Raw genomic sequence first — 24,980 nt, forward strand, 5'->3', positions numbered from 1 at the left:
GCCTACAGGTGCGCTAACGTAGGCCGGGTAAGGCGAAGCCACCACCCGGCAATCACAGTTAAAATGCCTGCCCTACTTTCAGCACCGCCGCGATATTCCTTGCGGCCATCTGTACATTCGCGCTGGCATTTTCCAGCGCGTCCTCCAGCGAGCAGATGGTGTAGATCACGCTAAACACCGCGTCTAAGCCGTGATCGTGTACCACGCCAACATCCGCCGTCAGGCTACCTGCAATGCCGATAACGGGCTTATTAAAGCGTTTCGCCACTTTCGCCACCCCTACCGGCACTTTGCCGTGGATCGTCTGGCTGTCGATGCGTCCTTCCCCGGTGATCACCAGATCCGCATCGGCCACCTGGTCGGCCAGGTGTAGCGCATCGGTCACAATCTCAATGCCCTGGCGCAACTGCGCGCCACAAAAAGCGTACAGCGCCGCGCCCATACCACCCGCCGCGCCGCCGCCAGCAAGGTTGAGAACATCAATGTCCAGATCCCGGGCAATGACTCTTGCATAGTGCGCAAGCGCGTTGTCCAGGGTGACGATCATCTCGGGTGTGGCGCCCTTTTGCGGGCCAAATACCGCTGACGCGCCATCCTTACCGGTGAGCGGATTCGTCACATCGCAGGCGACTTCTATCCGGCACTCCGCCAGACGCTGATCGAGGCCGCTCAGGTCGATCCGCGCAAGCTTATCCAGCTCGCCCCCGCCCTGCCCCAGCGGCTGTTCATTGTCGTCCAGCAGCTTCGCCCCCAGCGCCTGCACCATCCCGGCGCCGCCGTCATTGGTGGCGCTGCCACCGATACCGATGATGATATGCTTAACGCCCGCATCCAGCGCGTGGCGGATAAGTTCCCCCGTACCCCAGGAGGTCGTTTTCAGAGGGTCACGCAGTGAAGGGGCTACCAGTTCCAGACCGCTTGCCGCCGCCATTTCAATAAAGGCGCTCTGCTCGTCACCGGATATCCCATAAAACCCGTCCACGCGCTCGCCCAGCGGACCGGTCACCGGAACGTGCACAATGCGTCCCCGGGTTGCCGCGATCATCGCCTCAACCGTGCCTTCACCGCCATCAGCGACCGGCAATTTGACGTACTCCGCCTCAGGGAAAATCTCGCGAAAACCGCGCTCGATCGCTGTCGCAACCTCAAGCGCACTCAAACTTTCCTTATACGAGTCCGGTGCGATAACAATTTTCATAAGCCATCCTTACGCATAGTCGTTACGTTAAGCATACACCACGTAGGAAACCGCTCATGGGAGCGGTCCCAATGCGTTTATCGTACCATGCACGGACGTTTATTGTCGAATGTCCAGTCAGGGATCAGGTACTGCATCGCCATCGCGTCGTCGCGCGCGCCCAGACCGTGTTTTTGATATAGCTCGTGTGCTTTCATTACCTGATCCATATCCAGCTCAACGCCCAACCCCGGCATGGACGGCACCTGCACCATGCCTCCTTTGATCTCAAACGGCTCTTTGGTGAGGCGCTGGTTACCCTCCTGCCAGATCCAGTGCGTATCGATAGCGGTAATGGTGCCCGGCGCGGCGGCGGCAACGTGGGTAAACATCGCCAGCGACACGTCAAAATGGTTGTTGGAGTGAGAGCCCCAGGTCAGGCCAAACTCGTGGCACATCTGCGCCACGCGCACCGAGCCCTGCATTGTCCAGAAGTGCGGGTCCGCCAGTGGGATATCCACCGATTGCAGAGAGAGCGTGTGCCCCATCTGACGCCAGTCGGTGGCGATCATATTGGTCGCGGTCGGTAGCCCCGTAGCGCGACGGAATTCCGCCATGACTTCGCGGCCCGAAAAGCCTTGCTCAGCCCCGCACGGATCTTCCGCGTACGCCAGCACGCCTTTCAGCTGCTTGCCAATATCGATCGCTTCATCAAGCGACCACGCGCCGTTCGGATCCAGCGTCACGCGCGCCTGCGGGAAACGTTTTGCCAGCGCGGTAATGGCTTCCGCCTCCTCTTCCCCCGCCAGCACGCCGCCTTTCAGTTTGAAATCATTGAAGCCATATTTTTCATAAGCGGCTTCTGCCAGCCGCACCACTGCATCCGGGGTCATCGCTTCTTCGTGACGTACGCGGTACCAGTCACATTGCTCATCCGGCTGGCTCTGATACGGCAGCGGCGTCAGCTTGCGGTCGCCGACAAAGAACAGATAGCCGAGCATCTCCACTTCACTGCGCTGCTGGCCCTCGCCCAGCAGCGACGCGACGTTAACGCCCAGGTGCTGGCCCAGCAGATCCAGCATCGCGGCTTCAATGCCGGTCACCACGTGGATAGTGGTGCGCAAATCGAAGGTTTGCAGACCGCGGCCGCCGGCATCGCGGTCGGCAAAGGTGTTTCGCACGGTGTTGAGGACATTTTTGTACTCACCCAGCGTTTTGCCCACCACCAGCGGAATGGCATCCTCCAGCGTTTTGCGGATCTTCTCCCCGCCCGGAATTTCACCCACGCCGGTATGACCGGCATTGTCTTTGATAATGACAATATTGCGCGTGAAGAACGGCGCATGCGCCCCGCTCAGGTTCATCAGCATGCTGTCATGACCTGCGACCGGAATGATTTGCATGGAGGTGACGACAGGGGTCGTAAAAGTACTCATCGTGTAATCCTTTTATCAGTGACGTCCAAAAACAGGGCGCTTACGGTCAAATGTCCAGCCGGGGATAAGGTACTGCATCGGGCCCGCGTCGTTACGCGCGCCGCCCGGTAGCTTTTTATACGCCTCATGGGCTTGATGAACCTGATCCCAGTCAAGCTCCACGCCCAGCCCCGGCGCATCGGGTACGGCAATTTTACCGTTTTTGATCTCCAGCGGATTTTTCGTCAGGCGAGCTTCGCCTTCCTGCCAAATCCAGTGGGTGTCGATGGCGGTCGGGTTACCCGGCGCCGCCGCGCCAACGTGGGTAAACATTGCCAGCGAGATATCGAAATGGTTATTGGAGTGGCAGCCCCAGGTCAGGCCCCAGTCATCGCACAGCTGCGCCACGCGCACCGCGCCGGAGAGCGTCCAGAAGTGCGGATCTGCCAGCGGAATGTCGACGGCGTTCAGCATCACCGCGTGGCCCATTTCGCGCCAGTTGGTGGCGATCATATTGGTCGCAACCGGCAGCCCAGTTGCGCGGCGGAATTCGGCCATCACCTCGCGGCCTGAGAAGCCCTGCTCGGCGCCGCACGGGTCTTCCGCGTAGGTCAGCACGTCCCCGAGACCTTTACACAGGCTAATCGCCTCATCCAGCAGCCAGGCGCCGTTCGGGTCAACGGTGATGCGCGCCTCCGGGAAGCGTTTTTTCAGCGCCCGGGCCGTGTCAATCTCCTGCTCGCCGGGCAGCACGCCGCCTTTCAGCTTGAAATCCTTAAAGCCGTAGCGATCCTGCGCAGCTTCAGCCAGGCGCACAACCGTCTCGCTGGAGAGCGCTTCCTGATGGCGCAGCTGATACCAGTCGTGGTCGCCCGGTGAGCGAGCCAGATAGGGGAGATCGGTTTTATTGCGATCGCCAACGTAGAACAGATAGCCCAGCACGGTGACCGCATCGCGCTGTTTGCCCGGCCCCAGCAGTTCGCAGACCGGAACGTTAAGGGCTTTACCGAGTAAATCCAGCAGCGCCGCTTCCAGGGCGGCGACCGCATTGACGCGCAGTTCAAACGTCCACGCGCCCTTGCCGAAGGTATCAAAGTCCGCCGACTGATTGCCCTTATGCACCCGCTGAACCACCTTGTTCAGACGAGCCACTTCCTGACCCACGACCTGTGGAATAGCCTCTACCAGGGTCTGGTAGATCACTTCCCCGCCGGGGGCTTCACCTACCCCGGTATTGCCTGCACTATCGGTCAACACCACGATATTGCGGGTAAACCATGCGTTATGCGCGCCGCCAATATTGAGCAGCATGCTGTCCTGACCGGCCACCGGGATAACTTTCATTTCCGTGACGATAGGGCTTGATTGTGTTGTCATCATCCGCGCTCCACAAAAGGTTTAAGTTCGACGCGTTTAATATCGCCCACCAGCACCAGGTAACTCAGCACCGCCACCAGGGCATGCACACCAACGTAGATCAGCGCGCCGTTGAAAGACCCCGTGGTGCCGACGATGTAGCCGATAGCGATAGGTGTAACAATCCCGGAAACGTTGCCGAACATATTGAACAGACCGCCGCTCAGGCCGCTGATCTCTTTCGGTGCCGTATCCGCCATCACCGCCCAGCCCAGCGCGCCAATCCCTTTGCCGAAGAAGGCCATCGCCATAAAGCCGATAATCATCCACTCGGCACTGACGTAGTTACAGAACACCATGGTCATGGAGAGCAGCATGCCGAGCACAATCGGCGTTTTACGCGCGATGTTCAGCGAACCCGTGCGGCGCATCAGCCAGTCGGAAATGACCCCGCCAAGCACGCCGCCGATGAAGCCGCAGATTGCCGGGACCGAGGCAACAAATCCCGCTTTGAGGATCGACATGCCGCGCGCCTGCACCAGATAAACCGGGAACCAGGTGATAAAGAAGTAGGTTAAAGCGTTGATACAGTACTGACCGAGATAGATACCGATCATCATGCGCGAGCCGACGAGCTGCTTGATCTGCGCCCATTTCTGGCTGAAGGGGACTTTTGCTTTGTCAGATTTCTGATCCATATTGATCAGCGCCCCGCCCTCAGCAATGTATTCCAGCTCCTTCTTGTTCACGCCAGGGTGCTGATTCGGTTCGTGGATCACTTTCAGCCAGATAAAGCTGATGACGATCCCAAGCCCGCCCATAAAGAAGAAGACGTGCGACCAGCCCACCTCATGCGTCAGCCAGCCCATAATGGGCGCAAAGATCACCGTTGCGAAATACTGGGCGGAGTTAAAAATTGCCACCGCTGTTCCCCTCTCCTGCGCAGGAAACCAGGCCGCGACAATGCGGCTGTTGCCCGGGAAGGAAGGGGCTTCCGCCAGGCCTACCAGAAAGCGCAGCGTAAAGAGCGCCACGATAATGCCAAAGCCGCTGAAGATATCGACGAAACCCTGCAAAAGGGTAAAAGCAGACCAGATAAAGATGGACCAGAAATAGACGCGTTTAGAGCCAAAACGGTCCAGCAGCCAGCCGCCAGGAATTTGGCCGATGACGTAGGCCCACGAGAATGCAGAGAAAACGTAACCCATGCCCACCGGATCAAGGCCGATGTCTTTTGCCATTTCCGAGCCGGCAATCGACAGCGTGGCGCGGTCACCATAGTTAAAGGACGTGACGATAAACAGCATCACCACTATCCAGTAGCGGGCATTAGTGCGCTTTTCAGCGCTGCTCGCTGCGTGGCTTAATGTACTCATTGTTGCACTCCTGAAACATAGCTTTCGCCTGTTCATTCTGTACAGCACCGGTAGGGTAATCAGAATGAGATAAGTTTTGTCGTTTTAGTACGGCCTGAAGCCGTTTTATTGTGACCGGAAAAGTATATGAAGGAGTGACAGGTTCGCTCACCGTGCAGAAACACAACATTGAGGAGTGTGGGGAACGTGGTTTGAGGCATAAGCCCAAAGCAGTGGAAGATACTTCACGGAATTGAGGATTTGATGCGGCTTTGTTGCCGGGTGGCGGCTACGCCTTACCCGGCCTACGAAACTATTTAAGAAGCGTTGCCCAGTGTTCAACCCACGGGTTCGACTCGCTTTCGGGTTCAGGATGCTCACCGGCATCAATCAACAGCATCTCGCCGACGCGCTGGGCGCTCTGTTCCTGAAGAAGCGCATCGAACTGCTTGCCGCCGCCGCAGAAGTTGGCGTAAGAGCTATCGCCGAGGGCAATAATGCCGTAGTGGACGTCCGGCTGGTAGCCAAGCCGATCTTTAATGCCCTGGAAAAGCGGCACGATGCTGTCCGGGAGATCGCCCTGACCGGTGGTGGAGGTCACTACCAGAATGTATTTATCTTTATACTTTTCCCAGTCCGCCAGTTCCGGGTCTTCATAGACCGTGGCTTTATGGCCCTGGCTTGTCAAAATCGCCTCAGCCTCTTCTGCTACCAGCAGCGAGTTGCCGTACATTGTGCCGACAAAAATGCCTACTTCAGCCATGCTTTGCTCCCGTAATTATTGCGCTTACCGTTCATCCTGAACGTTGCCTGATACAAACTCAACCCTTTCATTTTCGGGGAGTTGCCCCCGCCAGCCAAACTGTGACAGCGCCTGCATCCAGACGTCGTCCAGCCCGGCACGAATAATCAGTGGTTCACCGGTAAACGGGTGAATCAGGCTAAGCTCGCTGGCGTGCAGCATCAGTCTGTTACAGCCAAAATGCTCTGCCGCGCTGCGGTTCTGGCGCAGATCGCCGTGCTTGCTGTCGCCAATAATCGGGTGGCGCAGGTGCGCAAGATGACGGCGAAGCTGGTGCTTGCGTCCGGTTTTGGGCAAAAGCTCAACCAGGCTGTAGCGTGTGGTGGGGAATTTGCTGGTTGCTACCGGCATTTCCGTTGTCGCCATGCCGCGATAATCCGTCACCGCGGGCTGCGGGCCTTTGTCATCGCGGGCAAATTTATCGGCGATTTTGTCCAGCTCCTCCACCAGCGGATAGTCCAGCGTGGCGAAGTCGGTCAGCCAGCCACGAACGATCGCGTGGTAGCGCTTCTGGATCTGGTGCTGTTCGAACTGCTGCGCCAGCAGGCGGCCCGCCTCGCTGGAAAGCCCCATCAGCAGCACGCCGGAAGTCGGTCTGTCGAGGCGGTGCGCGGTAAACACATGCTGACCAATCTGGTCGCGCACGGTTTGCATCACCACCACTTTCTCGTCGCGATCCAGCCAGCTGCGGTGCACCAGCCAGCCAGACGGTTTATTCACCGCCACCAGCCACTCGTCCTGATAGAGGATTTCCAGCGTCATGCCTCTTCACCGGCAAACAGGGCGTCCAGTTTTTCCAGTTCAACCAGCATCACATCGCGAGCTGGGTGCGTCGCCTCAAGCGCCATTTCATAGTAGGGAGAAACGGCGAACGCCTGCGGCAAAGGGTGGCCGCCTTCCAGCAGCGCGTGCATGCGCGGGATTAATACCCACTGGAGCCACTCGAACGGTGCCAGCGTATCCAGGCAGAATGGCTGGGTACTGGCAAACGCTTCCGGATTCGGCGCGGTCTCCTGCCACAGCTGATGCTGGCGCAAAAGGGCTTCGATGGCGTGCAACTGAGCACGAACGCTATCGTGTTGCGTCATAGTAACCTCAACTGAAAAAGTGAACGGCGCGCAGCATAGCATTGCGGAAGACAGAAATAAAAAAGGGAGCACTGTAAAAACAGTGCTCCCGGTTCGTTTCGCAGCATTCCAGCTACAATTCGTGCTCCCTGCTCTTCCGTGACAACTTTTCCTGATGCCCGAAGGCCTGGTCATCCTTATACCTTTACCTTTTGCATCCTGCACACATCTTCCTGACGTGTTTGTTTCATCCTGAAACGTCCTGGCCTTCCTGACCCACCGACCATCCTGTTCGGTTCTCGTTCTCCTTCCTGGAGGTGTCCCTTACGCGTCCTGCGTTATCCTTTTGCTTCATCCTGAAGCCTTCCTGCAGCGCCATCCTGACGTGTCCTGAGTAAGAAACGCCATCATCCTGATGTTCGTTTCTCATGTCGGCGTCCTGTCGACGGAGATAGAATCCGCTATTCCGCTTCGTCTTACAACCCACCCTTGCAGCACTGTAAGCCGTAAGAAATCCCTATAAAAGATGCGATGAACAACTAATTCTTTGAAAAACAGAGTGATATTAATCTGAATTAAATAAGGCAATACTGAATGATCCAGCGATCTCTCACAAACCTTGTAAGAGATCTCTCACACTCGTCGTAGCATCATGGATTACAGAAGTGGCTCAAGCCGGGTAAGGAAATCCGCAAGAGAGGGGGCGAGCGTTTCGCGATTGCGGGTGCCGATGGTCTCTTTAATCACTTCCCCGGACAGGTTGCAGACGGATATCACATCCAGTTCGCTGTCCAGCGTGGCAATAAAGAGCGTCGGAGAAAGCTTAAGGCGTTTTTGCGTGACCAGATGACCAATCAGGTTTTCCTGAACACGCTGCAGATCGTCTTCGCTCCAGGTCTGCAACAGCGTCAGCGTCAAATCACCCAAGCGCGCGGGCATATCCCCTGCAAACTGCGTGGCATAAAACGCGTTAACCGCTGGTTGTACCACAAGGTCCATAGCCCGTTCAACCGCATTTACATTTTGCTCAGCGGTATTGGGCTTCGGCTGCCAGATAACATAGTCATCCTGCGAAGAGATAATGCACGGCGACGGCACGCCATATAAATCAGCGCTTTGCGGCCATGTTCCGTGCTTTTCATGCCACGCGTCGCAATAGCGGGTTGTGAAGGTAGTAAGGGCATTTGCAGTTTCGATGTCCACCGATTTCTCTCTTCTTGTAAGACAGGATAAACTCTGCCCATAAGTGTACCTGTAAAGTGGCTATGAAACATGTCTTACGAAAATCATCAGGCGTTAACCGGCCTAACGCTGGGTAAATCGACCGATTACCGCGATACCTACGATGCAAGCCTGCTGCAGGGCGTGCCGCGCAGCCTGAACCGCGATCCTCTTGGACTGCATGCGGACGCGTTGCCGTTTGTCGGCGGCGATATCTGGACGCTGTACGAACTCTCCTGGCTTAACGCGCGCGGTTTGCCGCAGGTGGCCGTGGGCCACGTTGAGCTGGACTATGCCAGCGTGAACCTGGTGGAATCCAAAAGCTTTAAGCTCTATCTCAACAGCTTCAACCAGACTCGATTCAACAGCTGGGACGAGGTTCAGCAAACGCTGGAGCGGGATTTAGCCGCCTGCGCGCAGGGGAACGTGTCCGTCTCGTTATACCGCCTGCACGAGCTGGAAGGACAGCCCATCGCCCACTTCCACGGAACCTGCATCGACGAGCAGGACATCGAGGTGGAGAATTATGAATTCAGCGCCGATTACCTCGAAAACGCGGCGGGCGGAAAAGTGGTTGAAGAGACGCTGGTCAGCCATTTGCTGAAGTCCAACTGCCTGATTACCCACCAGCCGGACTGGGGTTCGGTGCAGATCGAGTACCGCGGCCCGAAAATTGACCGGGAAAAACTGCTGCGCTATCTGGTGTCGTTCCGCCATCACAACGAATTTCACGAGCAGTGCGTGGAGCGTATTTTTAACGATATTCAGCGTTTCTGCCAGCCGGAGAAACTGAGCGTTTATGCACGCTATACCCGCCGTGGCGGGCTGGACATTAACCCGTGGCGCACCAACACCGATTTTGTGCCAGCAACGGGCCGGCTGGTGCGTCAATAATATAAATATTTTCACAATATGCGTGCGGTATTCCGCCGAAGTGTTGTGAAACGTCACGCGCCAGGGCTATTGTAATCAAAGGGAATGACGATAATCGTCCCATAAGGAGCTCACTTGATTACACATATTAGCCCGCTTGGCTCAATGGATATGTTGTCGCAGCTGGAAGTGGACATGCTTAAACGCACGGCCAGCAGCGATCTTTATCAACTGTTTCGTAACTGTTCACTTGCCGTACTGAACTCCGGAAGCCTGACAGATAACAGTAAAGAACTGCTGTCCCGCTTCGAAAGCTTTGATATTAACGTGCTGCGCCGCGAGCGTGGCGTGAAACTGGAAGTGATCAACCCGCCGGAAGAGGCCTTTGTCGACGGACGTATCATTCGTTCCCTTCAGGCCAACCTGTTTGCCGTCCTGCGCGACATCCTGTTTGTTAACGGGCAGATTCACAACGCGGGCCGCTTCCAGCATCTCGACCTGGAAAGCTCCGTTCATATCACCAACCTGGTGTTCTCTATTCTGCGCAACGCCCGCGCCCTGCACGTTGGCGAAGCACCAAACATGGTCGTCTGCTGGGGCGGCCACTCGATTAACGAAACCGAATACCTCTATGCCCGTCGGGTCGGAACGCAGCTTGGCCTGCGCGAGCTGAATATCTGTACCGGCTGTGGTCCGGGTGCAATGGAAGCTCCAATGAAAGGTGCAGCCGTGGGTCATGCGCAGCAGCGTTACAAAGAGGGGCGGTTTATCGGCATGACCGAGCCGTCAATCATCGCCGCTGAGCCGCCTAACCCGCTGGTCAATGAGCTGATTATCATGCCGGATATCGAGAAGCGTCTTGAGGCGTTTGTTCGTATCGCTCACGGCATCATCATCTTCCCGGGCGGCGTGGGAACGGCGGAAGAGCTGCTCTATCTGCTGGGGATTCTGATGAACCCGGCCAACAAAGATCAGGTTCTACCGCTGATCCTGACCGGCCCGAAAGAGAGCGCCGACTACTTCCGCGTGCTGGACGAGTTTATCGTGCATACGCTGGGAGAAGCCGCGCGTCGTCACTATCGCATCATCATTGATGATGCGGCGGAAGTGGCGCGCCAGATGAAAAAAGCGATGCCACTGGTGAAAGAGAATCGTCGTGATACCGGTGATGCGTACAGCTTTAACTGGTCAATCCGTATTGCGCCTGACCTGCAGATCCCGTTCGAGCCGACCCATGAAAATATGGCGAACCTGAAACTCTACCCGGACCAGCCGGTGGAAGTGCTGGCCGCCGACCTGCGTCGCGCCTTCTCCGGGATTGTGGCGGGCAACGTGAAGGAGATGGGCATCCGCGCGATTGAGCAGTATGGTCCGTACAAGATCCACGGCGACCCGGAGATGATGCGCCGTATGGACGACATGCTTCAGGGCTTTGTGGCTCAACACCGCATGAAGTTGCCGGGTTCAGCCTACATTCCGTGCTACGAAATCTGCACGTAACGCTCAGTTTCTTCTTCTCAAAGCCGGGGCACCCTGTAGCGGGTCCCGGCTTTTTTATTAGCGAATCAATTCATAGGCCTCACTTATAACTTTAACAAACTTACGGCGAACGCAATCGATTACCTCCATTTAACAACCGTAATTTATCAGCCTTAAACTAAATTACCCGCAAGAAAATCCTAAAAAGCCATATCTTTACAGCGGAAGACACCTATATTGCGGGCCGCTCTTTTAGCCCACATGTCGTTGGTGGTAGCCTTCGCGCCCGTAAATTCTATTTGATGTTTTTTTAACAGATAAATGGTCTAAAGATGCCCACATCATAAGTGGATTATTGCATTTGGGATCGCGATCACTGATAGATTCATAACGAGAATGTATCTTTCCGCCCGCCAATAGTTACGGGCGAAAATTATTAAAAAACCGTCACTGAACGAATTTCATATTACCGTCAGGCATTTTTTCATCGGATTTGACTAAAAACCTGACAATTTGCTTCCTCCAGGAGATACAGATGGAAACCACTCAAACCAGCACCGTTGCTTCGATTGAATCCCGAAGTGGTTGGCGCAAAACGGATACCATGTGGATGCTGGGCCTTTACGGCACGGCAATCGGCGCTGGTGTACTGTTCCTTCCTATCAACGCAGGCGTCGGCGGTCTGATTCCGCTGATCATCATGGCCGTCATCGCCTTCCCGATGACCTACTTCGCACACCGCGGTCTGACCCGCTTCGTGCTGTCCGGTAAAAACCCGGGCGAAGACATCACCGAAGTGGTTGAAGAACATTTCGGCGTTGGCGCAGGTAAACTGATTACCCTGCTCTACTTCTTCGCGATTTACCCAATCCTGCTCGTCTACAGCGTGGCGATCACCAACACCGTTGAAAGCTTCATGACGCACCAGCTGCACATGACGCCGCCACCGCGTGCCATTCTGTCTCTGATCCTGATCGTCGGCATGATGACCATCGTGCGCTTCGGCGAGCAGATGATTGTTAAGGCCATGAGCGTGCTGGTCTTCCCGTTTGTGGCTGCGCTGATGCTGCTGGCCTGCTACCTGATCCCACAGTGGAACGGTGCAGCGCTGGAAACCCTGTCCCTGAGCAGCGCGTCTGCGACCGGTAACGGCCTGCTGATGACCCTGTGGCTGGCGATCCCGGTAATGGTCTTCTCCTTCAACCACTCCCCAATCATCTCCTCTTTCGCCGTGGCGAAACGCGAAGAGTACGGTAATGGTGCAGAGAAGAAGTGCTCCAGCATCCTGGCCCGCGCTCACGTGATGATGGTGCTGACCGTGATGTTCTTCGTCTTCAGCTGCGTACTGAGCCTCTCCCCGGCGGACCTGGCGGCAGCGAAAGAACAGAACATCTCTATTCTGTCTTACCTGGCGAACCACTTTAACGCACCGCTGATTGCGTGGATGGCACCGATCATCGCGATGATCGCCATCACCAAATCCTTCCTGGGCCACTATCTGGGCGCGCGTGAAGGCTTCAACGGTATGGTGATTAAATCTCTGCGCGGTAAAGGCAAGAGCATTGAAATCAACAAGCTGAACAAAATCACTGCACTGTTCATGCTGCTCACCACCTGGGCGGTAGCGACCCTGAACCCAAGCATCCTGGGCATGATTGAAACCCTGGGTGGCCCGGTTATCGCGATGATTCTGTTCCTGATGCCGATGTACGCGATTCAGAAAGTGCCTGCCATGCGCAAGTACAGCGGCCAGGTCAGCAACGTGTTTGTGGTTATCATGGGCCTTATCGCTATCTCTGCGATCTTCTACTCCCTGTACACCATGTTCTGATGAACGCCCGCGCCGCCTTCGGGCGGCGCACTCCTCCCCCTCTGACTGAAAGCAATGGACGCATCATGATTAGCGTATTCGATATTTTCAAAATCGGTATTGGTCCTTCCAGCTCTCACACCGTCGGACCAATGAAAGCCGGTAAGCAGTTCACGGATGACTTGATTGCACGCGGCATTCTGCACGACATCACCCGCGTGGTTGTCGATGTGTACGGCTCGCTTTCCCTGACCGGGAAAGGCCACCATACCGATATCGCCATTATCATGGGCCTGGCGGGAAATCTGCCGGATACCGTTGATATTGACGCGATCCCTGGCTTCATCCAGGACGTGAACACCCACGGTCGTTTGCTGCTGGCAAACGGTGAGCATGAGGTTGAATTCCCGGTTGACCACTGCATGAATTTCCATGCGGACAACCTGTCGCTGCACGAAAACGGCATGCGCATTACCGCGCTGGCCGGCGACAAAGCGGTTTACAGCCAGACGTATTACTCCATCGGCGGCGGCTTTATCGTCGACGAAGATCACTTTGGTCAAACCACCACCTCTTCTGTTGAGGTGCCGTATCCGTACAAAACCGCGGCAGATCTCCAGCGCCACTGCCAGGAGACGGGGCTTTCCCTCTCCGGCCTGATGATGAAAAACGAGCTGGCCCTTCACAGCAAAGAGGAGCTGGAACAGCATTTCGCTAGCGTCTGGGAAGTGATGCGCGGCGGCATTGAGCGCGGGATCACCACCGAAGGCGTTCTGCCGGGCAAGCTTCGCGTACCGCGTCGTGCGGCGGCGCTACGTCGTATGCTGGTGAGCACCGACAAAACGACAACGGACCCGATGGCCGTCGTCGACTGGATCAACATGTTCGCCCTGGCGGTGAACGAAGAGAACGCCGCAGGGGGCCGCGTCGTCACGGCGCCAACCAACGGTGCCTGCGGTATCGTTCCGGCCGTGCTGGCGTACTACGACAAGTTTATCCGTGAAGTGAACGCTAACTCCCTGGCGCGCTACCTGCTGGTCGCCAGCGCGATTGGTTCTCTGTATAAAATGAACGCCTCCATTTCCGGTGCGGAAGTAGGCTGTCAGGGCGAAGTCGGCGTGGCATGCTCCATGGCGGCGGCGGGCCTGGCGGAACTGTTGGGCGCAAGCCCGGCGCAGGTCTGCATCGCTGCGGAAATCGGCATGGAACATAACCTGGGGCTAACCTGCGATCCGGTTGCCGGACAGGTGCAGGTGCCGTGCATCGAGCGTAACGCCATCGCCTCCGTCAAGGCGGTGAACGCGGCGCGTATGGCGCTGCGCCGCACCAGTGAGCCGCGCGTCTGTCTCGATAAAGTTATCGAAACCATGTACGAAACCGGTAAAGATATGAACGCCAAATACCGCGAAACCTCTCGCGGCGGCCTGGCGATGAAGATCGTCACCTGCGATTAAGCCTCTCAGGAAGCCTCGTTTTGCGAGGCTTCTTCCTGTTTTCCCTCACGCTATTCGTTTCATCCTGCCGACAGTGATACCCTCTACCCATTAGATTTAAGGGAGAATATCTGTGGCTGTTCATTTGCTTATCGTCGACGCGCTCAATCTGATTCGCCGAATCCATGCGGTACAAGGCACGCCCTGCAAGGACACCTGCCTGCACGCGCTGGAGCAGCTTATTCGCCACAGCGAGCCGACGCACGTCGTGGCCGTGTTTGATGACGAAGCGCGCAACAGCGGCTGGCGACATCAGCGCCTGCCCGACTACAAAGCCGGACGCGCACCGATGCCGGACGATCTGCATGCCGAAATGCCCGCCCTGCGTGCCGCCTTTGAGCAGCGCGGCGTCCCCTGCTGGGGTGCACAGGGCAATGAAGCCGACGATCTCGCGGCCACCCTGGCCGTAAAAGTGGCAAGTGCCGGGCATCAGGCCACTATCGTTTCAACTGACAAAGGCTACTGCCAGCTGCTCTCCCCAACTATCCGCATTCGCGACTATTTTCAAAAACGCTGGCTGGACGCGCCGTTTATTGCCAGCGAGTTCGGCGTCTTGCCTGAGCAACTGCCGGATTATTGGGGTCTGGCAGGCATCAGCAGCTCTAAGGTTCCGGGTGTCGCCGGTATTGGACCAAAGAGCGCCGCCCAGTTGCTGACCGATTTTCAGAGTCTGGAAGGGATTTACGCCCGTCTGGATGAGGTGCCAGAAAAGTGGCGCAAGAAGCTGGAGGCGCATAAAGAGATGGCGTTTATCTGCCGCGAGGTGGCGACGCTAAAGACAGATTTACAGCTGGACGGGAATTTACAGCAGTTGCGGTTAGAACGTTAAAACGTCAACACCGTTTTGTAGGCCCGGTAAGCGCAGCGCCACCGGGCAAAACAAAGCACGCACTATCGCTCGTCGCGACGTCCGCCTACAGCCGCCCACCAGCGACGGATGTGTACCGTCACCTCTTCGCGGTCGTGGTACAACTGACGCGCCTGGATCTCCACGTTAATACCGTGCTCATCCAGCTGTGCCTGAATATAGGCCAGGTTCTGGGATACCTCCTCGTAGCGCTTTTTCATCGGCAGCTTGAGGTTGAAAATGGTCTCACGGCACCAGCCGTTCACCAGCCAGGAGGCCATCAGCGCGGCCACTTTCGCCGGCTTCTCCACCATGTCGCACACCATCCACGAGATGTTGTTGCGGGTTGGGCGATAGCGGAAACCGTCCTCTCGCAGCCAGGTGACCTGTCCGGTGTCCATCAGGCTTTGCGCCATTGGGCCGTTATCCACAGACGACACCCACATGTTGCGTTTCACCAGCTGATAGGTCCAGCCGCCCGGGCACGCGCCAAGGTCGACGGCATACATGCCGTTAGCCAGACGCTCGTCCCACTCATCTGCCGGGATAAAGACGTGAAACGCCTCTTCCAGCTTCAGGGTTGAACGGCTCGGCGCATCTGCCGGGAACTTCAGGCGCGGGATGCCCATAAAGAATGGCGAATTGTTATTGGTGTACGAATAGCCCGCATAGCAGCAGCCCGGTGCGATAAAGAAGATATGCACCACCGGACGCTTCGGCGTTTCGTAGTTTGTCAGTATGCCCGCGTCACGCAGCGCTGCGCGCAGCGGCACGGTGAACTTACGGCAAAACTTCATCAGCTCTTTGCTTTCGTTGGTATCGGCAACCTCAACGCGCAGGTCGCCGCCCTTCTCCACCACGCCCTGCAGCATGCCCACAATCGGCGTGATGCGATCTTCCGGCGGAAGATCTTTCAGCAACTCACCCGCGACGAACATCTGGCGGGCGAAAATCAGCGAGCTGAACGGCAGCTCGCGCACCAGCTTGTCGGCGTCTTCAGGCTGATAACACTCGAATACCACATAGCCCGCATTTTCTTTTACGCGAGCAAAGCCGAAGACTTCGCGCTTCGCCGCTTTATCGGTAATTTCCGCGGCGCACTCTTTCTCAAACCCCGGGCGACAATATAAAACAACCTTATTCATGAACAACGCCCTTGCGTTTCAGACGGATAGCTCCGATAAACATTAATACCCAACCCGCCAGGAAGCTCACGCCGCCGACAGGTGTAACAAACGCCCACAGGCGCAAATGCGAGAGGGCCAGACAGTAAAGGCTGCCGCTAAACAGCACGGTACCCAGCGCCATAAATACGCTACTCCAGTAAAACCAGATGCTTATCCGGCGCTGCATCGCCACCGCCAGCCCAAAAATAGCCAGCGTATGAAACGCCTGGTATTCAAGGCCGGTCTGGATCCAGCCCATCTCGACGGCGCCCAAAGACTTGCTCAATACGTGCGCGCCAAAGGCGCCCAGTGCAACAAAAATAAAGCCACTCACCGCGGCAAAAATCAGCATGAATCGGCTGGTCATGTTTAAGTCCTGAATTAATGCGTGCCCGGCACACAAACGTTATTGTTCATACCTGAAGCGGAATTTTTCTTGCTCGCTTGCCGCTTTCGCCAGTATCCACTGCCGGAAGGCGGCTATTTTACCCAGTTCTGCCTGACTGTCATGACAAACCAGATAAAATGCATTCTTACTGACCAGTACATCATTAAAAGGGCAAACCAGACGGCCTGCCTCAATTTCGGACTGCGCCATCACGTTGTTCGCCAACGCCACGCCCTGTCCGTGAATGGCAGCCTGTAGCACCATCGCACTATGGCTAAAAATGGGGCCCTGCTGCACGTTTATATGACTAAGACCTAATTGACGGGTATAAGTTTGCCAGTCGCGGCGAGAGGCATCATGTAAAAGCGTATGCTGCGCCAGGTCAGCGGGTGTTTTCAGCGCCTTGTCGCCTGTTAAAAGCAGAGGCGAACAGACCGGCAGCAGATATTCTGCGTATAATTTCTCGACACGCAAGCCCGGCCAGTTGCCGCGACCATAAAAAATGGCGACATCCACATCATCGGCCAGCTTGTCTTCCTGACGATCCACCGCCTGGATTCGAACGTCGATCCCCGGATAAGCTGAGTTAAAGCTTGAGAGTCTTGGCACCAACCACTGAATGGCAAAACTGGGCAATAAACTAACAGTCAGGGCACCTTTTGCACTGCGTGCCTGCAGCTTACGCGTGGCTTCCGTGAGCTGGGAAAAAATCTCTTTAATATCCTGAAAATAGCTCTGCCCCTCTTCGGTCAGCAGCAAGGAACGATTGCGTCGGCGGAACAGCTTAAGGCCCAGGAAATCCTCCAGGGACTTGATTTGGTGACTTACTGCGGCCTGTGTCACAAAAAGCTCATCTGCCGCACGGGTGAAGCTCAGGTGACGTGCTGCTGCATCAAAAACGCGTAATGCATTAAGGGGTGGCAATCGCTTTGACATGGTTATCTGGCTTAGATGTTAACGGAATTTAACAAACAGGAAACAACGTTTAACCTATTAGTTTTTTTTATCTGAGCCATTATAATTTGTCCGTTGAGGAACTACCAGCAAATACCTATAGTGGCGGCACTTCCTGAGCCGGAACGAAGAGCTTTTTTCGGAATGCGTGTTCTGAAGGGCTTTTGGCTTACGGTTGTGATGTTGTGTTGTTGTGTTTGCAATTGGTCTGCGATTCAGACCACGGTAGCAACGCTACCAATTTTTCACTTCCTGTACATTTACCCTGTCTGTCCATAGTGATTAATGTAGCACCGCCAATTTGCGGTGCTTTTTTTTCGCCTGCGATCGGTTAATGCTCGATCTCTTTCATCTCTTTCACGTCCGTGCGGTTGATCTGCTGCTTGTTCCCGTTAGCATCTTTGTACGAAATCATCCCGGTATCGTTATCGGTAGTCGGTTTCCCTTCCGAAACGATAGAACGACCATCGTTTGTGTGCATCACGTAGTTGTTACCAGAACAGGCGCTCAGGGCAAAAGTAAACGCACAGGCAGAAATGATTGCAGCTGTCTTATTCATGATTATTCTCCTTTAGCAATTAATGCTATTCAAACCTCGATTTATAACAGGCTAAAACATCCGCCTAACACTATTTAGCATAACCTGCTTTTTCGAGGTCGCCAGGATAAGCAGACAAATCTGATAGATATCAACCTCCTTGCCCTGCCGCTGAAATTGCGCGACGATCTCTCTATCGACACGAGGAATCCCATGAACGCTTTCAGTCCTGCGCAGTTTCGCGCACAGTTTCCGGCGCTGGCCGATGCCGGTATTTATCTTGATAGCGCCGCCACGGCCCTGAAGCCCAAGGCGGTGATCGAGGCCACGCAGCAGTTCTACAGCCTGAGCGCCGGCAACGTACATCGCAGCCAGTTTGCCGAAGCGCAGCGCCTGACCGCGCGCTATGAAGCCGCACGCGATCAGGTTGCACGCCTGATCAATGCCGAAAGCGGAAAAAACATCGTCTGGACGCGCGGTACGACTGAAGCCATCAATATGGTGGCCCAGTGCTATGCCCGCCCGCTGCTGCAGCCAGGGGACGAAATCATTGTCAGCGAAGCAGAGCATCACGCTAACCTGGTGCCGTGGCTGATGGTGGCTGAGCAAACGGGCGCGCGCGTTATTAAGCTCCCGTTGAGTGCAGACTTTCTGCCTGACGTGGCCCGTCTCCCTGAGCTGATTACCCCCCGCAGCCGTATTCTGGCGCTGGGGCAGATGTCCAACGTCACCGGCGGCTGTCCGGATCTGGCTCGCGCCATTGAGATTGCCCATGCCAGCGGCGTGGTGGTGATGGTCGACGGTGCTCAGGGCGTGGTTCATTTCCCCGCTGATGTGCAGGCGCTGGATATCGACTTCTACGCCTTCTCCGGGCACAAACTCTACGGGCCAACCGGGATTGGCGCGCTGTACGGTAAACCGGAACTGCTGGCAAAAATGACGCCGTGGCTCGGCGGCGGCAAAATGATTACCGAAGTGACCTTCGACGGTTTTAAAACGCAGGAGGTGCCTTACCGTCTGGAAGCGGGCACGCCGAACGTGGCCGGGGTCATCGGCCTCAGCGCCGCACTTGAATGGCTGGCGGAAACGGACGCGGTTCAGGCGGAAAGCTGGAGCCGAGGGCTGGCGACGCTGGCTGAGGAAGAACTGAAAAAACGCCCGGGTTTCCGCTCGTTCCGCGTTCAGGATTCCAGCCTGCTCGCCTTTGATTTTGCTGGCGTGCATCATAGCGATATGGTGACGCTGCTGGCCGGATACGGCATTGCCCTGCGCGCAGGACAGCACTGCGCCCAGCCGCTGCTGGCGGCGCTCGGCGTCAGCGGTACGCTGCGCGCCTCGTTTGCGCCGTATAATACCCAAAGCGATGTCGACGCGCTGGTTAGCGCCGTTGACCGCGCCCTTGAAATACTGGTGGATTAATGACTAGCGCTGCTTTAGCCGGACATCCGTTTGGCACGGTCATCACTGAAGAGACCTTAAAACAGACCTTCGCCCCGCTCCAGCAGTGGGAAGATAAATATCGTCAGCTGATCCTGCTGGGTAAACAGCTCCCAGCTCTTTCCGACGATCTTAAAGCGCAGGCGAAAGAGATTGCGGGCTGTGAAAACCGCGTCTGGCTGGGCGTGAGCGTCTCCGGCGAGAAGCTGCATTTCTTCGGCGACAGCGAAGGGCGCATCGTCCGGGGCCTGCTGGCGGTCCTGTTAACCGCCATTGAGGGGAAAAGCGCGGCGGAATTGTTAACGCACTCGCCGCTGGCGCTGTTCGACGAGCTGGGGCTGCGCGCACAGCTTAGCGCCTCGCGCGGTCAGGGCCTGATCGCGCTCAGCGACGCGGTGCTGGACGCCGCACGTCAGGCTCAGGCCTGACGTTCCGCCTTCGCCATCATCTTCTTCAGGGCGTGAGAGACCGCCACAAAGCCAAAAGAGGCGGTTACCATGGTGGCCGCCCCAAAGCCTGACGCGCAGTCCATGCGTTTTGGCCCTTCCGCCGTGCTTTTCATCGCACAAACTGAACCATCCGCCTGCGGGTAGACCAGCGCTTCGGTGGAGAACACGCAGTCGACGCCCAGCTTGCCCTTGCTGTTCTTCACCACATTGAAGTCGCTCTTCAGGCGTTCACGCAGCTTGGCAGCCAGCGGATCCTGAATGGTTTTCGCCAGATCGGCAACCTGGATCTGCGTGGGATCGATTTGCCCGCCCGCGCCGCCGGTCGTGACCAGCGGCACCTTGTAACGACGGCAGTATGCGATCAGCGCCGCTTTAGGCCGCACGCTGTCGATGGCGTCAATCACATAGCTGTAGCCTTTGCTCATGTACTCCGCGACGTTATCTGCCGTCACAAAGTCGTCGATCACCGTCACCCGACACTCCGGATTGATGAGGCGAATGCGCTCCGCCATCACCTCGGACTTCGCCAGGCCGACGTTATCACGCAGGGCGTGGATCTGACGGTTAGTGTTGGTCACACAAACGTCATCCATATCAATCAGCGTGATTGCGCCAATCCCGGTTCTCGCCAGCGCTTCCGCCGCCCAGGAGCCGACACCGCCAATGCCCACGACGCAGACGTGCGCATCCGCAAACAGCTGCAGGGCTTTTTCACCATAGAGACGTGCCGTGCCGCCAAAACGCTGGCGCCAGGCATCGCTGATTACCACAGACATAAAACCTCAGATGTAAAAAGGGTGAGGTTTTCCTCACCCTGAACAGTAATCCGTATTGCGCTCAGAATACCACAATCAGCCGCTGAATACGTTTCCGGTGCCCGGCGCGGCCTTCAGCACCCATACGCGTCCGTAGTGGTTATACCAGCCTGCACGGTGACCGGCATCCGGGCCAATGCCCTGATAGATATCAAAGTGCTGTCCCTTAATCGCTCCGCCAACATCCAGGGCTACCATCAGACGCAGCTCATATTTGCCGTTGAACTTGCCGTTGTTGTCGAGCAGAGGGACTTCCGCCAGCAGCGTGGTACCCGCAGGAATGATAGAACGATCCGATGCCACCGACGCGCGGCCAATCAGCGGCACGGCGCTGGCCCCTTTCACCGGGGCGAAGTTTTGCGGCTTGAAGAAGACGAACGATGGGTTCTGCTCCAGCAGCTCGCGCACCTCGGCTTCACTGTGCTTTTCGCCCCACTCGCGGATCGCCTGCATCGACATATCTTCTTTTTTCACTTCGCCGCGGTCAATCAGCACCTTACCGATGCTGCGGTAGGCATGGCCGTTTTTCCCGGCATAGCTGAAGAAGTTGAGCGGTGAACCGTCGCCAAAATCAATGTAGCCGCTGCCCTGCACGTCCATGATGAAATTATCCATCAGGGAGTTGCTGTAGGCCAGGACGTAGTTTTCGCTCAGCGCACCGGCGTAGATTTCGGCGCGGGACGGCAGACGGCCGCGTTTTGGCGGCATACGGTAGATAGGGTACTGGAACTCGCCCTGGCGCGTGTGTCGCGCCTGAACCACGGGCGTGTAATAGCCGGTGAACTGGACGTTGCCGTAGTTATCCGCCCCTTCCATTTGCCAGGCATCAATACCAAACTGGCGCATGTTGCGCGTATCGCCGCCCGCCTTCAGCCAGTCCTGTACCGCGCTATAAACATTGTTCTGTGAGCTATACAGACGCGGCGACGCATTGCGGATCTGGTAGACCTGCTCGGAGAAATCACCGGCGTTGATCGGCGCGCCAACGGCGTCAGGCTGATTAACTAAAGAGAAAGGCTGGGATAACTTCCCGTCTTTATACTGCTGACCGCGATCGGTCGGTTTGGAAGAACAGGCCGCAAGAATCGCTACCATTGCGCCCGCCATCAGATACTTCGCCCAACGTCCTTTCATTATATCTCGTCTTTAAGTTGCCCATTTCCGCGTGATGAAGATAACAAACCGACAAAGCGAATGAAATGCGATCGCATGCCCTTTGGCAAATTCAGAGCAAAAAATAGTCTAAATGTCGCAATGCCGTTCACTTTACATACAAAGTTAATGATTTATGTGAAAAAGGGGTTGCATCACAAACCTATCCGAGTATAGTGCGCTTCCACGGACGCGGGGTGGAGCAGCCTGGTAGCTCGTCGGGCTCATAACCCGAAGGTCGTCGGTTCAAATCCGGCCCCCGCAACCAACACTTCTAAAAACAATAAACACCCTTAAGGGTGTTTTTTTGTATCTGACGTTTGTGAATTTTCCGGGCATTTCACCCGGCTAAAAACCTACCCGCGCCGCGCCAGCGTCGCCCCGTCTGAGAAATACGCCCGTATCCCCGCCAGAATCGACTCCGCCACCTCCTGCTGGAACTTTGCCGTCTTGAGCTTACGCTCTTCTTCAACGTTACTGATAAACGCGGTTTCTACCAGAATGGACGGGATATCCGGTGCCTTCAGCACCGCAAACCCGGCCTGCTCAACGCTGTTTTTGTGCAGCTTATTGATGTTCCCCAGCTTGCCCAGCACCGCTTTACCAAACTTCAGGCTGTCGTTAATGGTCAGGGACTGCACCATGTCGAACATGGTGTGGTCGACGTAGCGGTCGCCGCTTTTGCTCACGCCACCGATCAGGTCCGAGGCGTTCTGGGTGTCCGCAAGGTATCGCGCCGCGGTACTGGTCGCGCCCTTGGTTGAGAGCGCAAACACCGACGAGCCGCTCGGCTGGCGGCTGGTAAAGGCATCCGCATGGATCGAGACGAACAGATCGGCACGCTGCTTCTGCGCTTTCGCCACCCTCACCTTCAGCGGGATAAAGACATCCTCATTGCGCGTCATGTAGGCGCGCATATTGCCCTCTTTATCAATTAACGCCTTCAGACGACGGGCAATTTGCAGCACCACGTCTTTTTCACGCGTATGGTATTTCCCCACCGCACCGGAGTCTTCGCCGCCGTGGCCGGGATCGAGCATGATCACAATCGGACGATCGCGCCCTGCTTTCCCCGGCTGCGGGCCGCTTTGCGCAGGCGGCACCTGACGCTGAAGATCGCCTTTGTTGTAATCCTCCAGCAGGGCGAGAAGCGGATCCTGAATATCCGTCGCATTCGCCGGGTAAAGATCCATCACCAGACGCTCTTTAAACGTCGCGACGGGCGCCAGGGCGAACAGCTGCGGCTTAACGTTCTGCTTAAGCTCAAACACCATGCGCACGGTTTGCGGATCAAACTGACCGACGCGCGCCGATTTAATAAACGGATCGTCACCGCGGATCTGCGCCGCCATGCCTTTCAGCACGGAGTTGAGGTTCACCCCTTCGAGATCCACCACCACGCGTTCAGGGTTGCTGAGGGCAAATTGCTTATATTTCAGCACGCGATTGGATTCAACCGTCACGCGCGTATAGGTCGACGACGGCCAGACGCGCACCGCCACCACCTGACTCGTGGCGGCAAGACCGACCTGGCTGACGCTAAGCAACCACATTGCCCCGGCCCCTTTTAACAAACGGCGGCGGCTTATTGCTGAATTGGATCCCGACATGCTTCTCCCGAGCAAGAAAACAAACTGATATACAAAAGTGCAGATTGACCGAAAACTTTAACGAATGACGCATAAACTGTCATCTATAAAAGGGTAAACAATCATACGTTAACGCACGGATTACTTATTAATTTCTGTAGGTCGCAGAAAATTTGCACTTGCACACGCGCCCACAATCGAATAAAAATACATAAATTACGAATAAACATTCATTAAGGGTTGTGCCATGGTGAAGGAACGTAGAACCGAACTGGTCCAGGGATTCCGCCATTCTGTTCCCTATATCAACGCCCACCGGGGAAAAACGTTTGTCATCATGCTGGGCGGCGAAGCCATTGAGCATGAAAATTTTTCCAGCATCGTCAATGACATTGGCCTGCTGCACAGCCTCGGGATCCGCCTGGTGGTGGTCTATGGCGCGCGCCCGCAGATCGACGCCAACCTGGCCGCTCACCACCACGAGCCGATTTACCACAAACATACCCGCGTCACGGATGCCAAAACCCTGGAGCTGGTGAAGCAGGCGGCGGGTCTGCTGCAGCTGGATATCACCGCTCGCCTGTCGATGAGCCTGAACAACACGCCGCTACAGGGCGCGCATATCAACGTCGTGAGCGGCAACTTTATCATTGCCCAGCCGCTCGGCGTGGACGATGGCGTGGATTACTGCCACAGCGGCCGCATTCGTCGTATTGATGAAGAGGCCATTCACCGTCAGCTCGACAGCGGTGCCATTGTGCTGATGGGGCCGGTGGCGGTTTCCGTAACCGGTGAAAGCTTTAACCTGACGTCCGAAGAGATTGCCACCCAGCTGGCGATCAAGCTGAAGGCGGAAAAAATGATTGGGTTTTGCTCCTCCCAGGGCGTCGTAAACGATGAAGGGGTGATTGTGCCGGAACTCTTCCCGAATGAAGCGCAGGCCCGCGTTGAAGCGCTGGAAGCCGAAGGGGATTACCACTCCGGCACCGTCCGCTTCCTGCGTGGCGCCGTGAAGGCCTGCCGCAGCGGCGTGCGCCGTAGTCACCTGATCAGCTATCAGGAAGACGGAGCTCTGCTGCAGGAGCTGTTCTCCCGCGACGGTATTGGCACCCAGATTGTGATGGAAAGTGCGGAGCAGATTCGCCGCGCGACCATCAACGATATCGGCGGCATTCTGGAGCTGATCCGTCCGCTGGAACAGCAGGGTATTCTGGTTCGTCGCTCCCGCGAGCAGCTGGAGATGGAGATCGACAAATTCACCATTATCCAGCGCGATAACCTGACCATTGCCTGCGCCGCCCTCTATCCGTTCCCGGAAGAGAAAATCGGAGAAATGGCCTGCGTGGCGGTGCACCCGGATTACCGCAGCTCTTCACGCGGCGAAATGCTGCTTGAGCGCGTGGCGGCACAGGCGCGTCAGATGGGGCTGAGCAAGCTGTTCGTCCTGACGACGCGCAGTATTCACTGGTTCCAGGAACGCGGGTTCACGCCGGTGGATATTGATTCTCTGCCGGAAACGAAGAAAGAGATGTACAACTATCAGCGCCGTTCGAAAGTGCTGATGGCCGACCTGGGGTAATCCTTTCTTTGCCGGCGT

24 protein-coding genes and 1 tRNA gene are annotated in these 24,980 nt (G+C 56.3%); 9 read left to right on the forward strand and 16 right to left on the reverse strand.

All coding sequences use genetic code 11. The features are described from left to right. Positions 1 to 58 precede the first annotated feature (58 nt). The 9 genes from IM294_RS04765 to syd form a co-directional block, all read right to left on the reverse strand. Positions 59 to 1,198: a glycerate kinase gene (locus IM294_RS04765; protein WP_028014259.1), complete on the reverse strand. Its 1,140-nt coding sequence runs from the start codon at positions 1,196 to 1,198 to the stop codon at positions 59 to 61. 77 nt (positions 1,199 to 1,275) lie between these two features. Next, a complete protein-coding gene (gudD, locus tag IM294_RS04770) occupies positions 1,276 to 2,613 on the reverse strand; it encodes a glucarate dehydratase (protein ID WP_126817266.1) in 1,338 nt (445 codons plus the stop codon). A 15-nt stretch (positions 2,614 to 2,628) separates the two neighbouring features. After that, positions 2,629 to 3,969, reverse strand: a complete 1,341-nt coding sequence (locus IM294_RS04775; RefSeq protein ID WP_126817390.1) for an enolase C-terminal domain-like protein — start codon at positions 3,967 to 3,969, stop codon at positions 2,629 to 2,631. Continuing rightward, positions 3,969 to 5,324 carry a galactarate/glucarate/glycerate transporter GudP gene (gene gudP / locus IM294_RS04780; protein ID WP_126817264.1) on the reverse strand — a complete coding sequence of 452 codons (1,356 nt, stop codon included), beginning with the start codon at positions 5,322 to 5,324 and terminating at the stop codon, positions 3,969 to 3,971. Before gudP ends, IM294_RS04775 begins: the two co-directional genes overlap by 1 nt. 292 nt (positions 5,325 to 5,616) lie before the next feature. Then, a complete protein-coding gene (locus tag IM294_RS04785; RefSeq protein WP_028014263.1) occupies positions 5,617 to 6,066 on the reverse strand; it encodes a flavodoxin in 450 nt (149 codons plus the stop codon). A 24-nt stretch (positions 6,067 to 6,090) separates the two neighbouring features. Then, the gene (gene truC, locus IM294_RS04790) at positions 6,091 to 6,867 is read right to left on the reverse strand and encodes a tRNA pseudouridine(65) synthase TruC (RefSeq protein WP_126817262.1); all 777 of its coding nucleotides are present in this window, start codon (positions 6,865 to 6,867) and stop codon (positions 6,091 to 6,093) included. Further along, positions 6,864 to 7,193: a YqcC family protein gene (locus IM294_RS04795; RefSeq protein WP_028014265.1), complete on the reverse strand. Its 330-nt coding sequence runs from the start codon at positions 7,191 to 7,193 to the stop codon at positions 6,864 to 6,866. Before IM294_RS04795 ends, truC begins: the two co-directional genes overlap by 4 nt. A gap of 226 nt (positions 7,194 to 7,419) precedes the next feature. Next, on the reverse strand, positions 7,420 to 7,602 hold the full coding sequence (locus IM294_RS04800; protein WP_045261317.1) for a hypothetical protein: 183 nt from the start codon (positions 7,600 to 7,602) through the stop codon (positions 7,420 to 7,422). Between the two features lie 227 nt (positions 7,603 to 7,829). Continuing rightward, positions 7,830 to 8,375: a SecY-interacting protein gene (gene syd / locus IM294_RS04805; RefSeq protein ID WP_126817260.1), complete on the reverse strand. Its 546-nt coding sequence runs from the start codon at positions 8,373 to 8,375 to the stop codon at positions 7,830 to 7,832. Positions 8,376 to 8,444: 69 nt separating this feature from the next. On the opposite strand from syd, the gene queF reads away from it, so the two are divergent. The 5 genes from queF to xni all read left to right on the forward strand — a co-directional run bounded on the left by queF (position 8,445) and on the right by xni (position 14,877). After that, positions 8,445 to 9,287, forward strand: a complete 843-nt coding sequence (queF, locus tag IM294_RS04810; protein WP_126817258.1) for an NADPH-dependent 7-cyano-7-deazaguanine reductase QueF — start codon at positions 8,445 to 8,447, stop codon at positions 9,285 to 9,287. Positions 9,288 to 9,401: 114 nt separating this feature from the next. After that, complete coding sequence (gene ppnN, locus IM294_RS04815; RefSeq protein WP_023309027.1) at positions 9,402 to 10,766, forward strand: nucleotide 5'-monophosphate nucleosidase PpnN; 1,365 nt, start codon at positions 9,402 to 9,404, stop codon at positions 10,764 to 10,766. A 514-nt stretch (positions 10,767 to 11,280) separates the two neighbouring features. Further along, the gene (locus IM294_RS04820; RefSeq protein ID WP_126344950.1) at positions 11,281 to 12,576 is read left to right on the forward strand and encodes an HAAAP family serine/threonine permease; all 1,296 of its coding nucleotides are present in this window, start codon (positions 11,281 to 11,283) and stop codon (positions 12,574 to 12,576) included. Between the two features lie 65 nt (positions 12,577 to 12,641). Beyond that, positions 12,642 to 14,009 carry an L-serine ammonia-lyase II gene (sdaB, locus tag IM294_RS04825; protein ID WP_028014269.1) on the forward strand — a complete coding sequence of 456 codons (1,368 nt, stop codon included), beginning with the start codon at positions 12,642 to 12,644 and terminating at the stop codon, positions 14,007 to 14,009. 112 nt (positions 14,010 to 14,121) lie between these two features. Then, positions 14,122 to 14,877 carry a flap endonuclease Xni gene (xni, locus tag IM294_RS04830; protein ID WP_126817256.1) on the forward strand — a complete coding sequence of 252 codons (756 nt, stop codon included), beginning with the start codon at positions 14,122 to 14,124 and terminating at the stop codon, positions 14,875 to 14,877. A 62-nt stretch (positions 14,878 to 14,939) separates the two neighbouring features. Here the strand turns inward: xni and rlmM are convergent, their stop codons facing one another. The 4 genes from rlmM to IM294_RS04850 all read right to left on the reverse strand — a co-directional run bounded on the left by rlmM (position 14,940) and on the right by IM294_RS04850 (position 17,962). Beyond that, positions 14,940 to 16,040 carry a 23S rRNA (cytidine(2498)-2'-O)-methyltransferase RlmM gene (gene rlmM, locus IM294_RS04835; RefSeq protein ID WP_126817254.1) on the reverse strand — a complete coding sequence of 367 codons (1,101 nt, stop codon included), beginning with the start codon at positions 16,038 to 16,040 and terminating at the stop codon, positions 14,940 to 14,942. After that, positions 16,033 to 16,428, reverse strand: coding sequence for a DUF423 domain-containing protein (locus tag IM294_RS04840; RefSeq protein ID WP_028014272.1), 396 nt, complete (start codon positions 16,426 to 16,428; stop codon positions 16,033 to 16,035). The genes rlmM and IM294_RS04840 overlap by 8 nt, the downstream gene beginning before the upstream one ends. 39 nt (positions 16,429 to 16,467) lie before the next feature. Continuing rightward, positions 16,468 to 17,385, reverse strand: a complete 918-nt coding sequence (gcvA, locus tag IM294_RS04845; protein WP_014885066.1) for a glycine cleavage system transcriptional regulator GcvA — start codon at positions 17,383 to 17,385, stop codon at positions 16,468 to 16,470. A gap of 349 nt (positions 17,386 to 17,734) precedes the next feature. Next, positions 17,735 to 17,962 carry a YgdI/YgdR family lipoprotein gene (locus IM294_RS04850; RefSeq protein ID WP_008499648.1) on the reverse strand — a complete coding sequence of 76 codons (228 nt, stop codon included), beginning with the start codon at positions 17,960 to 17,962 and terminating at the stop codon, positions 17,735 to 17,737. Between the two features lie 192 nt (positions 17,963 to 18,154). Between IM294_RS04850 and csdA the strand changes: the two genes are divergently transcribed. Together csdA and csdE are read left to right on the forward strand one after the other, a co-directional pair. After that, positions 18,155 to 19,360, forward strand: a complete 1,206-nt coding sequence (gene csdA, locus IM294_RS04855; protein WP_126817252.1) for a cysteine desulfurase CsdA — start codon at positions 18,155 to 18,157, stop codon at positions 19,358 to 19,360. After that, on the forward strand, positions 19,360 to 19,806 hold the full coding sequence (gene csdE / locus IM294_RS04860) for a cysteine desulfurase sulfur acceptor subunit CsdE (protein WP_047364461.1): 447 nt from the start codon (positions 19,360 to 19,362) through the stop codon (positions 19,804 to 19,806). The genes csdA and csdE overlap by 1 nt, the downstream gene beginning before the upstream one ends. On the opposite strand, the gene tcdA is transcribed toward csdE, so the two are convergent. Beyond that, positions 19,797 to 20,603: a tRNA cyclic N6-threonylcarbamoyladenosine(37) synthase TcdA gene (gene tcdA / locus IM294_RS04865; protein WP_006811804.1), complete on the reverse strand. Its 807-nt coding sequence runs from the start codon at positions 20,601 to 20,603 to the stop codon at positions 19,797 to 19,799. The two genes, csdE and tcdA, sit on opposite strands and share 10 nt — an antisense overlap. Positions 20,604 to 20,678: 75 nt before the next feature. After that, complete coding sequence (mltA, locus tag IM294_RS04870; RefSeq protein ID WP_028014275.1) at positions 20,679 to 21,776, reverse strand: murein transglycosylase A; 1,098 nt, start codon at positions 21,774 to 21,776, stop codon at positions 20,679 to 20,681. 209 nt (positions 21,777 to 21,985) lie between these two features. Between mltA and IM294_RS04875 the strand changes: the two genes are divergently transcribed. Then, positions 21,986 to 22,062, forward strand: a tRNA-Met gene (locus tag IM294_RS04875). Between the two features lie 88 nt (positions 22,063 to 22,150). Here the strand turns inward: IM294_RS04875 and amiC are convergent. Continuing rightward, on the reverse strand, positions 22,151 to 23,404 hold the full coding sequence (gene amiC, locus IM294_RS04880; RefSeq protein WP_014885071.1) for an N-acetylmuramoyl-L-alanine amidase AmiC: 1,254 nt from the start codon (positions 23,402 to 23,404) through the stop codon (positions 22,151 to 22,153). A 226-nt stretch (positions 23,405 to 23,630) separates the two neighbouring features. On the opposite strand from amiC, the gene argA reads away from it, so the two are divergent. Continuing rightward, positions 23,631 to 24,962, forward strand: coding sequence for an amino-acid N-acetyltransferase (argA, locus tag IM294_RS04885; RefSeq protein WP_014885072.1), 1,332 nt, complete (start codon positions 23,631 to 23,633; stop codon positions 24,960 to 24,962). The last annotated feature ends 18 nt before the right edge of the window (positions 24,963 to 24,980 follow it).

This window comes from Enterobacter cloacae complex sp. P43RS (assembly GCF_014930585.1).
Lineage (GTDB): Bacteria > Pseudomonadota > Gammaproteobacteria > Enterobacterales > Enterobacteriaceae > Enterobacter > Enterobacter bugandensis.

Excerpts from the sequence above, each read along its gene's own strand:
- IM294_RS04850 (WP_008499648.1), bottom strand. The coding sequence starts at position 17,962 with ATGAATAAGACAGCTGCAATCATTTCTGCCTGTGCGTTTACTTTTGCC.
- queF (WP_126817258.1), top strand. The coding sequence starts at position 8,445 with ATGTCTTACGAAAATCATCAGGCGTTAACCGGCCTAACGCTGGGTAAA.
- truC (WP_126817262.1), bottom strand. The coding sequence starts at position 6,867 with ATGACGCTGGAAATCCTCTATCAGGACGAGTGGCTGGTGGCGGTGAAT.
- mltA (WP_028014275.1), bottom strand. The coding sequence starts at position 21,776 with ATGAAAGGACGTTGGGCGAAGTATCTGATGGCGGGCGCAATGGTAGCG.
- tcdA (WP_006811804.1), bottom strand. The coding sequence starts at position 20,603 with ATGTCTGTGGTAATCAGCGATGCCTGGCGCCAGCGTTTTGGCGGCACG.
- IM294_RS04775 (WP_126817390.1), bottom strand. The coding sequence starts at position 3,969 with ATGACAACACAATCAAGCCCTATCGTCACGGAAATGAAAGTTATCCCG.
- IM294_RS04820 (WP_126344950.1), top strand. The coding sequence starts at position 11,281 with ATGGAAACCACTCAAACCAGCACCGTTGCTTCGATTGAATCCCGAAGT.
- rlmM (WP_126817254.1), bottom strand. The coding sequence starts at position 16,040 with ATGAATAAGGTTGTTTTATATTGTCGCCCGGGGTTTGAGAAAGAGTGC.
- IM294_RS04840 (WP_028014272.1), bottom strand. The coding sequence starts at position 16,428 with ATGACCAGCCGATTCATGCTGATTTTTGCCGCGGTGAGTGGCTTTATT.
- IM294_RS04765 (WP_028014259.1), bottom strand. The coding sequence starts at position 1,198 with ATGAAAATTGTTATCGCACCGGACTCGTATAAGGAAAGTTTGAGTGCG.
- csdA (WP_126817252.1), top strand. The coding sequence starts at position 18,155 with ATGAACGCTTTCAGTCCTGCGCAGTTTCGCGCACAGTTTCCGGCGCTG.
- IM294_RS04785 (WP_028014263.1), bottom strand. The coding sequence starts at position 6,066 with ATGGCTGAAGTAGGCATTTTTGTCGGCACAATGTACGGCAACTCGCTG.
- IM294_RS04800 (WP_045261317.1), bottom strand. The coding sequence starts at position 7,602 with ATGAGAAACGAACATCAGGATGATGGCGTTTCTTACTCAGGACACGTC.
- gudP (WP_126817264.1), bottom strand. The coding sequence starts at position 5,324 with ATGAGTACATTAAGCCACGCAGCGAGCAGCGCTGAAAAGCGCACTAAT.
- sdaB (WP_028014269.1), top strand. The coding sequence starts at position 12,642 with ATGATTAGCGTATTCGATATTTTCAAAATCGGTATTGGTCCTTCCAGC.
- IM294_RS04795 (WP_028014265.1), bottom strand. The coding sequence starts at position 7,193 with ATGACGCAACACGATAGCGTTCGTGCTCAGTTGCACGCCATCGAAGCC.
- gcvA (WP_014885066.1), bottom strand. The coding sequence starts at position 17,385 with ATGTCAAAGCGATTGCCACCCCTTAATGCATTACGCGTTTTTGATGCA.
- argA (WP_014885072.1), top strand. The coding sequence starts at position 23,631 with ATGGTGAAGGAACGTAGAACCGAACTGGTCCAGGGATTCCGCCATTCT.
- gudD (WP_126817266.1), bottom strand. The coding sequence starts at position 2,613 with ATGAGTACTTTTACGACCCCTGTCGTCACCTCCATGCAAATCATTCCG.
- amiC (WP_014885071.1), bottom strand. The coding sequence starts at position 23,404 with ATGTCGGGATCCAATTCAGCAATAAGCCGCCGCCGTTTGTTAAAAGGG.
- csdE (WP_047364461.1), top strand. The coding sequence starts at position 19,360 with ATGACTAGCGCTGCTTTAGCCGGACATCCGTTTGGCACGGTCATCACT.